General features: G+C 71.1%; 8 protein-coding genes. All 8 read right to left on the bottom strand.

Annotated features, from left to right (window positions below):
• Nucleotides 1-6: 6 nt before the first annotated feature.
• Complete coding sequence (locus ABD736_RS11545; protein ID WP_344791915.1) at nt 7-3,777, bottom strand: proline dehydrogenase family protein; 3,771 nt, start codon at nt 3,775-3,777, stop codon at nt 7-9.
• Nucleotides 3,778-3,792: 15 nt separating this feature from the next.
• Complete coding sequence (locus ABD736_RS11540; RefSeq protein WP_344791914.1) at nt 3,793-4,815, bottom strand: DNA-3-methyladenine glycosylase family protein; 1,023 nt, start codon at nt 4,813-4,815, stop codon at nt 3,793-3,795.
• Between the two features lie 167 nt (nt 4,816-4,982).
• A complete protein-coding gene (locus tag ABD736_RS11535) occupies nt 4,983-6,092 on the bottom strand; it encodes a bifunctional 2-methylcitrate synthase/citrate synthase (protein ID WP_344791913.1) in 1,110 nt (369 codons plus the stop codon).
• 59 nt (nt 6,093-6,151) lie between these two features.
• A complete protein-coding gene (prpB, locus tag ABD736_RS11530) occupies nt 6,152-7,063 on the bottom strand; it encodes a methylisocitrate lyase (RefSeq protein WP_344791912.1) in 912 nt (303 codons plus the stop codon).
• A gap of 10 nt (nt 7,064-7,073) precedes the next feature.
• Entirely contained in the window at nt 7,074-8,609 is a 1,536-nt protein-coding gene (locus ABD736_RS11525; protein WP_344791911.1) for an MmgE/PrpD family protein, read from the bottom strand.
• Nucleotides 8,610-8,854: 245 nt separating this feature from the next.
• The gene (locus tag ABD736_RS11520) at nt 8,855-9,406 is read right to left on the bottom strand and encodes a YbhB/YbcL family Raf kinase inhibitor-like protein (RefSeq protein ID WP_344791910.1); all 552 of its coding nucleotides are present in this window, start codon (nt 9,404-9,406) and stop codon (nt 8,855-8,857) included.
• A gap of 31 nt (nt 9,407-9,437) precedes the next feature.
• A complete protein-coding gene (locus tag ABD736_RS11515; protein ID WP_344791909.1) occupies nt 9,438-10,196 on the bottom strand; it encodes a polyprenol monophosphomannose synthase in 759 nt (252 codons plus the stop codon).
• A 73-nt stretch (nt 10,197-10,269) separates the two neighbouring features.
• Nucleotides 10,270-12,378: a S53 family peptidase gene (locus ABD736_RS11510; protein WP_344791907.1), complete on the bottom strand. Its 2,109-nt coding sequence runs from the start codon at nt 12,376-12,378 to the stop codon at nt 10,270-10,272.
• Nucleotides 12,379-12,480 lie beyond the last annotated feature (102 nt).

The following is a 12,480-nucleotide window of genomic DNA, read 5'->3' as shown; positions in this document are numbered from 1 at the left end:
GCTCTCTCAGATGAGGCCGTCCGTCAGGTTCCCCACCGCGCCGTAGCGGTGGTTCGTGATCGAGATCGCCTGCTCGCGGAAGAACGGCAGCAGTTCGACGCGCCCTGACGCGGTGACGGGTGCGTCATAGATCGCGACCTCGGGGTCGCCGCGCAGGGCCCGTGCCGCAGCCAGCCCGTTGCCGCCGATGAGCCGGATCCGGTGGATCGGCTTCGGGTGAGCAGCGGGGCCGCCGACCTCGATCGTCTCGGGCCGGAAGGTGAGGCGCGCGAGCCAGGCCTCGTCCTCCTCGACCTTGACGGGCACGCTGTGCGCCTCGAGCCACGCGGCGATCCCCGCGGGGAGCGGCGTGCTGGTCGACACGTCGTAGCGCGCACGCGAGACGCAGGCCGCCGCGAGCACGCGCAGCAGTTCGGGAAGCGTGCCGTCCGGTCCGAGGCGGATGCTGACGGGCACCGGGCGGTAGCGGAACAGGTTGCGCTCGGCGGCGAGGCCCGAGGCATCCGTCACCCGCCCGTACTCGGTCGCGTACGCGATCGCATCCGACAGCGCCGAGCGGCGCACGAGGTCGAAGTCGGCGTACGACATCTCGGACTGCCCGAGCTCGATGAGCTGCTGCACGTCGTGGTCGAGACCGCGCAGATGGAGGCTGTTGCTCTGCTCGCCGGGCACGCTGACCCAGCTGCCGAGCGGGAACAGCGTGTTCGGGCCGCCCGCCTTGACCGTCGGGCCGACCGCCGACTTCTTCCAGCCGCCGAACGGCTGGCGCTGCACGATCGCGCCCGTGATGTGGCGGTTGACGTAGAGGTTGCCGGCCTCGACCGATCCCAGCCACTGCCCGATCTCGCGCGGGTCGAGCGAATGCAGGCCCGCCGTGAGGCCGTAATCGACGGCGTTCTGAAGCGCGATCGCCTCGCTCAGCGTGCGCGCCCGCATCACGCCGAGCACCGGGCCGAAGAACTCGGTCAGGTGCGTGCGGCTGCCGGGGGCGACCCCGGTCTTGATGCCGGGAGACCACAGCCGCCCCGGCTCGATGCCGTCCCGGTCGACGGGCTTGGGGCGCACGAGCCAGGTCTCGCCCTCGTCGAGCTCGGTCAGCGCCCAGTGCAGCTTCTCTGAAGGGGGTTCGATGAGCGGGCCCATTTGCGCCCAGGCATCCGTCGCCTGCCCCACGCGCAGGCTGCGCGTCGCATCGATCAGCTGGCGTCGGAAACGCGCGTCGTCGGCGACGGAGCCCACCAGGATCACAAGGGATGCCGCAGAGCACTTCTGCCCCGCGTTGCCGAACGCGCTCTTCACGATGTCAGCGACGGCCAGGTCGTAGTCGGCGCTCGGCGTGACGATGATCGCGTTCTTGCCGCTCGTCTCGGCGAGCAGCGGCAGGTCGGGGCGCCACGAGCGGAACAGCTGTGCGGTCTCGAACGACCCGGTGAGCACGACGCGGTCGACCCGGGTGTCGGTGATGAGCTCTTTGCTCTGCTCCGAGGCCTCGTCGATGTCGACGAGCGCGAGGGCGTCACGCGGGATGCCGGCCCGGTGCAGCACGTCGACGAGCACCGCGGCGCAGCGCTTCGCCTGCGGCGCGGGCTTCACGATCACGCCGCTGCCCGCGGCGAGCGCCGAGAGAATGCCGCCGGCGGGAATCGACACCGGGAAGTTCCACGGCGGAACGACGACGGTGAGGGCACTCGGCTCGAACCGCGCGCCCTGCACGGTGTCGAGCTCGCGGGCGAGCGCCGCGTAGTAGTGCGCGAAGTCGGCGGCCTCGCTGACCTCGACGTCGGCCTCGGCCAGCGTCTTGCCGGTCTCGGCGACCATGACCTCGATGAGCTGGTCGCGGTTGGCGGAGATCGCGAGGCCGGCGAGCGAGAGCACGTCGGCGCGCTCGCTGCCGGGGGCCTGGGCCCACCGCACCCCGGCGGCGCGCACGGCGCCGATCAGCTGGTCGAGCTTGCCGCTGTCGGCGACGCGGGCGGCGACGACACCGGCTATGCCGAGGTCGGTGCCGGCGGCGCGACTGAGCAGGCGCTTCGCCCACGCTCGGTTCGCGGCGAGCGCCGGGTCGGTGTCAGAGACGTTGCGGAAGGTCTGGCGGTCGCCGCGCGCCTGCCACTCGGCGGGTGGCGGCGGGGCGAAGGCGTCCTTTCGGCGGGTGTCTGCGGAAACCCACGCGCTGTCGTGCGGCAGCCCGAGCACGGCGATCGTGAGGCTCGCGTCGCGGGAGGCCTGGCGGGCGGGGTCGACCGGGTCGACGTGCGGGTGGAAGAGCGCGGTCGCGTTCTCGTCCTGCCATTCGCGGGCGCGGTCCTGCCGGCGGTTCGGCAGGGGCGCCGCGCCGATCGGCTCGCGCACCGCGTCGTAGCGCTCGACCGCGTCGAGGAACCGGGAGCACTCGCGCTCGAAGTACTCGTCGGCGTTCGCGCCGGCGCCGCCGGTCAGCTCGAACAGCGCCGACATGAAGTTCTCGGGCGAGCCGTTCTCTTCGAGCCGCCGCACGAGGTACGAGATCGCGACGTCGAACTCCTCCGGCCTGACGACGGGCGTATAGAGCGTCAGGCCTCCGACGGTTCTGGCGACAGCATCCGTCGCCATCCCGAGCAGCATCTCGAAATCGATCCGGTCGCGCACGCCGCGCCTGCCCGCGAGCTCCCACGCGAACGCGACGTCGAACAGGTTGTGGCCGGCGACGCCGATGCGCACGGCATCCGTGTGCTCGGCGGTCAGCGCCCAGTCGAGCACGCGCTTGTAGTTGACGTCGGTGTCGAGTTTGCTGCCCCAGGTGGCGAGCGGCCAGCCGTGCAGCTCGGCGTCGACGCGCTCCATCGGCAGGTTCGCGCCCTTGACGAGGCGCACCTTGATCGGGGCCCCGCCCGCCGCCCTGCGCGCCTGGGCCCACTCGGTCAGGTCCTGCAGCGCGTCCAGCGCATCGGGAAGGTAGGCCTGCAGAACGATGCCGGCCTCGAGGTGCGCGAGGCGCGGGTTCGAGAGCACGCGCTTGAAGACCGCGATGGTGAGATCGAGGTCGCGGTACTCCTCCATGTCGAGGTTGATGAACTTGCCGCGGCCGGGCGCGACCGAGGTCTCGCCGCCGAGGCCCGCGAGCTCATAGAGGGGAACGAGGCGCTGGCTGATGCGCGCCACCGCGTCGTCGAAGCCCCACAGGTTGACGTTGCTGACGACGTTGCTCACCTTGACGCTCACGTAGTCGACGTCGGGGCGCTCAAGCAGCTCACGGACGCCTGCGAGCCGGTTCCCCGCCTCCTCTTCGCCGAGCACCGCCTCGCCGAGCAGGTTGAGGTTCAGGCGGTGGCCGCCCTTGCGCAACTCGGCGAGAGCGGGGCCGAGCTTCGCGGGGGTCGCGTCGACGACCAGATGCCCGACGAGCCGCCGCAGAGCCGCGCGGGCGGCGGGCACGACGACCCACGGCAGCACCGGGCCGAGCTGGCCGCCGAGGCCGAGCGCGGTGCGCAGCCCGCCGTGCAGCGAGGAGGGCACGCGGCCCGAGAGCTCGTGCAGCTTCCGCGCTGCGACGGTCAGGTCGCGGGGCCGCGCCACGCCGTCGACGAACTGCACCGCGAAGTCGAGGCCGCCCTCGTCGCGCAGCAGCTCGGCGAGGCGCCGGGCACCGCTCGGCCACTGCTGCGGGGGCTCAGCGAGCCACTGGCGCACCTGGTCGATGGCCGCGGCCGCGATGCTCTGCAGCTCGCTTTCAGGGCTGCTTTCCGGGGTGCCGGAACTGCGCGCGTCAGCGCTCGGATCGCTCTCCCCACGGGCCATGTGGCCAGGATATTTCTAGCGACGCCGATGATCGGTGATCGTCGCCCGCGGGCCGCGTCTCTCAGGCAATTGCCCGCTGAGCAGGATGAGCCGAACCACGCGCTGACGCTGCCCCGCCCAGGGGACGAGCAGCTCGAGCATCCCCTCGTCATCGCAGTGGCGATCGCCCGCGAGCGCGTAGCCGACGAAGTGCGACACGTGATAGTCGCCGACCGAGACCTGGTCGGGGTGGCCGTGGCTGCGTTGCAGGGTCTCGGCGACGGTCCACGGGCCGATGCCGCGCAGGCTGGTGAGGGCGGCGATCGGGTTCGGGCCGTCGGCGGCACGCTCGATCGCCTGTGCACGGGCGGCCGCCTCCACGAGCGTGCGGCTGCGCGTCGGGTCGACGCCGGCCCGGTGCCATTCCCAGCTCGGAATCGCGCGCCACACCTCGGGCGTCGGCGCGACCCGCAGGTTGCGGGGCATGAGGTGCGCGGGGCCGGGCGGCAGGGTGCCGAAGCGCGACACGAGCCGCGCCCACTCGCGGTAGGCCTCGAGACTCGTCACCTTCTGCTCGAAGATCGCGGGCGCCATGGCTTCGAAGACGCGGCGCGTGGCGGGCAGGCGCAGTCCTGGGTTCCGGCGCAGGGTCTCGGCCAAGAACGGATGCCGGGACAGGTCGAGCTGCGACCAGTCGTCGCCTGCGCCGCAGAGCTTCGGCACGCCGTCGATCGCCCACTCAGCGCCGGGGCCCCAGGCTTTCGCCGTGATCGGCGCAGCTCGGCCGCCCTGCTCGAGCCGCAGGGTCACCGGGCCGTCAGGCGTCGTGAAGGTGCGCCAGACGACGGCGTGGTGCGAGGGGTCCCACTGGGTCGTCGGGTCGTACGGCCCGCGGCCGAGCGGCGCCAGCGTTGCACGAAGGTCGATGGGCTCGGCAGGCGCGTAGGTGGTCGAGAGCGGCGCGGTAGAGAGCGGCGCGGCGGTGACGGCCGGCGCGGATGCCGGGTCGGATGCCTCTTTTTCGGCCCAGGCCGAGGGTGAGGCATCCGTCAACGTCATGCGCTCACGCTAACCCGCGCGACTGACAGCGCTCGTCAGCGCGCCGCGCTATGCCTCGCGTTGCGTCGCCGCGCGTCGCCCCGGGTTTGCGCACGAGTACGCAGTACTCGCGCTCAAGCGGCGCGTATGGCCGCGAGTACTGCGTACTCGAAGAGGCAGGCGGCGCCTCAGACCGCGCGCTGCTCGGGGCCGACGTACTTCGAGAGCGGCCGAATGAGACTGTTGTGCGCCTGCTGCTCGATGAAGTGCGCCGTCCAGCCGGTGACGCGCGCCGCCGCGAACAGCGGGGTGAACGTCGGGGTGTCGAAGCCCATCAGGTGATACGCCGGGCCCGACGGGTAGTCCAGGTTCGGCTTGATGTTCTTCGCCGCGCCCATCGCCTGCTCGAGCGCGGTGTAGAGCTCGAGCAGATCCGGCCGGTTGTAATGCTCGACGAGCGCGTCGAGCGCCGCCTTCATCGTCGGAACGCGCGAGTCGCCGTTCTTGTAGACGCGGTGGCCGAAGCCCATGATCTTCTTCTTGTTCGCGAGCGCGTCGTCGAGCCACTCCTGCACGTGAGCGGCAGAGCCGATCTCGGCGAAGGTCGCCATCACGGCCTCGTTCGCGCCGCCGTGCAGCGGACCTTTGAGCGCGGCGATCGCGGCGACGACGCCCGAGTGCAGGTCGGAGAGCGTCGAGGCGACGACACGGGCCGTGAACGTCGATGCATTGAACGAGTGCTCTGCGTAGAGCACCATCGACTGCCGGAAGGCGTCGATGACGACGGGGTCGAGCAGCTCGCCGAAGGTCATCCAGAGGAAGTTCGATGCATAGTCGAGGTCCTCGCGCGCCGGAATCGGGTCCATGCCGTGACGGTGGCGCTGGTCATAGGCGACGATCGCCGGCAGCTGGGCGAACAGCCGCACCGACTTCTCGTAGTCGCTGCGCTCGTCATCGGGGAACCGGGTCTCGAGCGCGCCGAGCAGGCTGACCGCGGTGCGCAGGACGTCCATGGGATGCCCCGACACCGGCGTCTGCTCGATGAGCGCGCGCACCTCGGGCCGCAGCTCGCGCTGCCCGCGCTCGACGGCCTCGAACGCCGCGAGCTCTTCCGCGTTCGGCAGCTCGCCGTGCCAGATCAGGTAGGCGACCTGCTCGAACGAGCACTTCGCGGCGAGCTCCTGCACGGGGTAGCCGCGGTACAGCAGCGAGTTCGTCTCCTGATTGACCGACGAGATCTCGGTCGTGTCGACGACGACGCCGGCGAGGCCCTTGTGGATCTCGGTCTGGTCAGTCATGGCTCCTCCTTGAGCTGGTTGGGTGTCGAGACGCGCGCTCCGCAGGCTACGCGAGCTCCTCAGCCATCGGTCGGTCGAGAGACGTCGAAGTTGAAGATGCCCGAGTCGAACGCGTTGTAGCCCTGGTAGTCGATCAACTCGTACAAGTCTGCGCGGTGCTGCATCTGGCCGGTGAGGCCCTTGAGCGACCCTGCGGTGTCGAGCCCGTCGAGCCCGCGCAGCGCCGCCCCCATCGCGAGCCGCAGCAGCGACACCGGCCAGATGACGATGTTGACGCCGACGTCGCGCAGCTGCGACACCGTGAACAGCTCGGACTTCCCGAATTCCGTCATGTTGGCCAGGATCGGCACATCGACGGATGCCCGCACCGCGGCGAACTCGTCGAGGGTGGCCATCGCCTCGGGGAAGATCGCGTCGGCCCCGGCATCCACCAGCGCCTTCATGCGGTCGATCGCGCCGTCGAGCCCGACGACGCCGCGCGCGTCGGTGCGCGCCATGATCAGCAGGTTCGGGTCGCGGCGGGCGTCGACGGCGGCGCGGATGCGCTTGATCGCCGTCTCGTCGTCGACGACCTCTTTGCCGTCGAGGTGGCCGCAGCGCTTGGGGTTCACCTGATCCTCGATGTGGATGCCGCCCGCCCCGGCATCCTCAAGCTCCTGCACGGTGCGCGCCACGTTCATCGGCTCGCCGAACCCCGTGTCGACGTCGACTAGCGTCGGCAGCTCGGTCATGCGCGCGATCTGCTTCGTGCGCCCGGCCACCTCGGTCAGCGTCGTCAGGCCGATGTCGGGCAGCCCGAGGTCGGCCGACAGCACCGCGCCCGAGACGTACACGCCGTCGAAGCCGCGCTGCTCGATCAGCCGCGCCGACAGCGGGTTGAACGCCCCGGGGAAGCGCAGCAGCTCACCGCTCGCGAGCCGCTCGCGGAACGCCGCGCGCTTGGCCGCGGCCGTCTGCTTCGCGTAGAGCATGTCGCCCTTCTTAGAACAGGCCGTCAGGCACGGATGCCTGCGCCAGGTGGCCGTACTTCGCGGTGAAGCTCAGCTGCCCGAGCTCGTCGGCGGTCAGCTCGGGAAGGCGCTGCGCGATGTCGAGGAACCGATCGATCTCCTCCGGCTCGAGGGCGGCTTCGGCCAGCGTGCGGAACTTTCGCACGTAGTCCTCGCGCGCGAACGGCTTCGCACCGTAGGGGTGCGCATCGGCTACTGCGATCTCGTCGGTGATGACCGAGCCGTCGGTGAAGCGCACCTCGATCGCGCCGCCGAAGGCCTGCTCCTTCGGGTCGAGCGAGTGGTAGCGGCGGGTCCACTCGGGGTCCTCGACCGTCGTGACCTTCTTCCACAGCTCGACCGTGTCGGCGCGGTGCGTGCGCTCGGGGTCGTAGGAGTGCTCGTGGTCCCACCCGCCGTCCTGCAGGGCGACGGTGAAGATGTAGGGCACCGAGTGGTCGAGGGTCTCGCGTGAGGCGTCCGGCGAGTACTTCTGCGGGTCGTTCGCGCCAGAGCCGATCACGAAGTGCGTGTGGTGCGAGGTCTTCAGCACGATCGATTCGATGCGCGCCGGGTCGTCGAAGATCAGCGGGTACTCGTTGTGCAGCTTGCGGGCGAGGTCGATCCAGGCCTGGGCCTGGTACTCGGCCGAGTGCTCTTTGGTGAACGAGTCGAGAATGGCGCGCTTGGGCTCGCCCGCCCCTGGCAGCGAGACCTCATACGAGGCATCCGGCCCGTCCAGAAGCCAGGCGATGACGCCGTCTTCGCCCTCCCAGATCGGCGTCGGGCTGGTCTGGCCGCGCATGGCCCGGTCGATCGACTCGATCGCGACCTTCCCGGCGAGCGCCGGCGCATAGGCCTTCCACGACGAGATCTCGCCCTTGCGCGACTGGCGCGTGGCGGTCGTCGTGTGCAGGGCCTGGCCGATGGCCTGATAGATCGTGTCGGCGCTCAACCCGAGCAGCGCGCCGATGCCGGCCGCCGCGCTCGGCCCGAGGTGGGCGACGTGGTCGATCTTGTGCTTGTGCAGGCTGATCGCGCGGGCCAGGTCGATCTGCACCTCGTAGCCGGTGGCGATGCCGCGCACCACGTCGGCGCCGGTGAGACCGCGCGCGGCCGCGTGCTGCGCCACGGCGACCACGGGTGGGATGTTGTCGCCCGGGTGCGAGTACTCGGCGGCGAGGAAGGTGTCGTGGAAGTCGAGCTCGCGCACCGCGACGCCGTTCGCCCACGCCGCCCACTCGACCGAGGCGCGCCGGTTCAACGCGGTGCCGAAGACGGTAGCACCCGCTCCCCCGATCGAGACCGGGTGCGCGAGCGCCTGGGCGCGCGCGGCGGAGGGAGCAGGGCGAACGAGGGATGCCGCGGCCACCGCCGCGTTGTCGATGACCCTGTTGACGACCATCTCGGTCACGTCGTCGTCGACGGGGGTCTGGTCGGTCGCGAGCTGCGCGATCTTCCAGGCGAGCTGGTCTTCCTTGGCCAGGTTCTCGTCGCTGCGATGGACTCGGAGGCGATGCGTTTCCACGTGGTCACCCTACCGAGGGGCACTCCACTCCCACTCTGTTGACATGCCCTCCCCCACAACGCTGCTCACGTTCGGCGCCGCCGCCTTTGTGCTGATCGTGATTCCGGGGCCGAGCGTTCTGTTCACCGTCGGCGGCCACGGCGCCTCGCGAGCGGCGCCCCGCCTGAGCGGCACACAAACGCGCGAGGGGCACACGATCCGGCCAGAATCGTGTGCCCCTCGAGGGGAAGTGCGCCCCTCGCGGCTCAGCTCGCGTCGTCGGCCGAAGCCGTCGGCACCAGAATCGCGCGCGCCAGGGTGTGGAAGTGCAGGTTGAAGCCGAGGATGGCGGGGCTCGCGTCCTCGGGAACGTCGAGGCTCTCGACGTCGACGGCGTGGACGACGGTGAAGTAGCGGTGCGTTCCGGTGGCCGAGGGCGGCTCGGCTCCGGTGTAGGCGCGTTGGCCGAGCTCGTTGCGCAACATCACGGCGCCGGCGGGCAGGTTCGCGCCGCCCTCTGCGCCCGCGTTCTCGTCGAGCTCGGTGACGGATGCCGGAATGTTGAAGACGGCCCAGTGCCAGAAGCCCGACCCGGTGGGGGCGTCGGGGTCGAACTGGGTGACGGCGAAGCTCTTCGTCTCGGCCGGGAAGCCCGACCACGAGAGCTGCGGTGAGACGGACGAGCCACCCTGGCCGGGCGAGCGGTGCACGGCCGGGATCGGCTGGCCGTGGTCGACGGAGGAACTCGTGACGGTGAAGGACCCGAACTCGCGCAGCTGGGCGAGCTCTGCATAGGGGTCGTGCCAGGTTTCAGTCATGCTTCGAGCCTAGGCCGGGGTGCCGACGCGGTCAGCGGCGATTTCGGGCGATCGCCCACCAGGTGACCCGCAGCATCGCCTCGGCCACGATGCCGACGGACATCTTCGACGCCCCGCGCTCCCGCTCGACGAACGTGATCGGCACCTCGGCGACCGTGAGGCCGGCGCGCACGGCGCGCACGAGCATGTCGACCTGGAACGCGTAGCCGTGGCTGTGCACCGTGCCGAGGTCGAGCTTGTCGAGAGCGGATGCCTGGAAGGCGCGATACCCGCCCGTGACGTCCCGCACGCCGAGCCTCAGCACGAAGCGGGCGTAGGCGCTGCCCGCGCGCGAGATCGCCTGCCGGTACCACGGCCAGTTCTCGACCGCCCCGCCCGCGACCCATCGCGACCCGAGCACCAGCTGCGCGGCACCCGCGCGCTCAAGCAGGCGCCCCAGCTGCTCGGGCTGGTGCGATCCGTCGGCGTCGAGCTCGACCAGGATCGTGAAGCCGCGCGCCATGCCCCAGCGCATCGCGTCGATGTATGCCCGGCCGAGGCCCTGCTTCCCCGGGCGGTGCAGCACGTGCACGTGGCCGTCGGCGGCGGCGAGCGCGTCCGCGAGCTCGCCCGTGCCGTCGGGTGACGCGTCGTCGACGACGAGCACGTGGGCGTCGGGCTGCGCGGAGCGCACGCGGCCGACGATCCACTCGACGTTCTCCCGCTCGTTGTAGGTCGGGATCATCACCAGCACGCGCGGGAGTTCGGGCGAGGGCTGGGCCTCTGGCACGGTCTCGGGTTGGGCAGTCACCAGGAAGAACGCTATCGGGCCGGGGGCGCGGCGCGCGTGCGGCGTCGTTCCGTGGCGCGGACCGCGACCCGCACTAACGGCGCAGCACGGCGGCGAGCTTCGCGAGGTTCGGCGTTCCGAGCCCTGTCGCCGGGTTGTAGCGCATGTCCGGCGTGCCCGTATAGAAGAGATTGTCGTTGCCCCCGCCGGTGGTGCTCAGCGCCGTGAAGGGCGAGGTGCGCCCGGCGGCCGCCCGGTAGATCGACGGGTTCCAGAACCCGCCGCGCCCCCGGTTCGCCTGGTTGATGGTCGCTGCGGCTCCCGCGAGCTGCGGGGCGACGATGCTCGTGCCGCCGACCGGCATGATGCCGCCGTACAGCGGCGAGTAGACGAGGTACCCCGTCTCCGGGTCGGCGTCGGCGGAGACATCCGGGATCGCACGGCCCGTGGCGCGCCCGTGCACGATGGCCGGCGTCGGATTGGCGACCCAGTCGGTGGGCAGCGTCAGCCCCGGCGCGAGCCTCTTCGGAGTCGTCGAGGTCAGGTTCCGCACGGCCGTGAAGCTCTGGCTGCCCGAGACCAGCCGCTGATACGCGGGCATCGGCTGCGTCTGGCTGTAGCCGCCGCCCCCGCCGTCGACGAACGCCATCGCGGCGTCCTGGAAGCTCAGCTCGTACAGGCGTGAGGTCGGCCCCCACAGGTACGCCGAGCTCCACGCGCGCTCCGTCGGCACGGCGAGGGTTTCGTGCACATCGGCGGTGGAGCCGTACAGCTCGACGCTGAACGGCAGCGTCGTGCCGCCGGCGGCCGTGACGAACGGACTCGCGGCGAAGGCGTTGACGCTCAGGTTCGTGGTCATGAGGTCGGGTTCCGCATAGGACGTATAGGCGCCGAAGTCACCGCTCGCGACGAAGGTCGACTGGCCCTGCGCGGCGAGCTCGAGGAACGCGAGATCGAAGGCGTCACGCCACCCGTTCGGCGCGGCGCCGGTGGCCTGAGCCCAGGCGACGAGCGTCTCGGAGTTCGCCCAGCTCATGCTCACGGACCCCGCCGTGTTCTCCACGGCGGCCTGGAACAGCGCATCGATGCCGCCCAGGTCGGTGTTCGGCGCCTGGTAGACGACGATGTTCGCGCCGGGCGCGACACCGCCCGCCTGCTCGACGTCGAGGTCGGTCTCGTCGGAGTCCGCGCTGTCGACCGCGCTGGGGCCGCCGTCGACGTTGCGCACGGTGACGGTGCGGGGGCGCTGCGGCGTCTCGGAGAGGCTCTGCCAGAAGTATTCGGGCGAGCCCTCATCGAGCGCGGCGAAGGTCACGATGCCGACGGTCTGCCCGGTGCCGTCGGCGCCGCGGCCGACCCCCGTCAAGCCGTACTGCGTCGCGAAGTCCTGCGGAAGGTTGCAGTCCCGCGGCAGCCCCAGCGTGATCTCCGCGCACTCTTCCTCAGAGATCACGCCGGTCTTCCGAACCGCGGCGGCGACGGTGGCGGGCTTGATCACGGGCGCGGCCTTCGTGGGCAGCGCCCCAGGCGCCGCGGCTGCCGCTGCACCCGACGCCGGCAGCGTCTGCGGCAGCACGTTGCTCTGGAACGCGGCGTAGTTGCTCAGCCCGAAGATCGCGGTCACGCTCTGGGCGAGATCGCGCGGCAGCTGCGGCGCCCGCGTCGGCGCGTGCACGTTCTGCGTGCGGCCCGGCTTCTCACCGTGGCGACCGGGGCGGCCAGGAATCCGATATTGCTTCTGGCTCACGTTGAGCGCGCGGTCGTAAGCCGACGCGGTACCCGACGTCTGCACGTCGAGCCTGTTCGCGAGCACGGTCGAGCGGATGCCGTAACGAGCCAGATAGCTCGTCAGAGCACCGATCGTGCGCGAGGTCTGCCCGTAGCTGGCGGCGAACTGGCTCACCGACAGCCGGTGCTGCGGGCCGCCGACTGCGCCTGCGAGCACTGCCTGCTGCAGCTGCGCGATCCCGCGGCCCCTCAGTACGAAGGTCACCTGCTCAGGCGTCGAGCCGGGGGTGTCGCCGAAGGCGGTGGCGCCGGGCAGCTGGGCCCCAGTGGGGCCGGAGGGCACCTGCTGCCACGACGGCGATGGCGCGGGCGACGCGACCGCGACTCCTGCCGTTCCCAGCGTGATCAGCGCGCTGAACGCAGCAGCCAGCGCGAGACGGCGGCGCAGGGGTCGAGGGCGGTGGAGTCGAGGCACCCTCGCATATTAGGTACCGCCTCCGACATCCGATAGATCCGCAGGGGTGAGGCCGCGCGACGACGTTCCCGACCGGCGCCGGCCCCCTCTCAGCCGATAGCG

The organism is Gryllotalpicola daejeonensis (assembly GCF_039538145.1).
GTDB classification, from domain to species: Bacteria; Actinomycetota; Actinomycetes; order Actinomycetales; family Microbacteriaceae; genus Gryllotalpicola; species Gryllotalpicola daejeonensis.
This window is presented reverse-complemented; position numbering and strand designations above follow the sequence as displayed.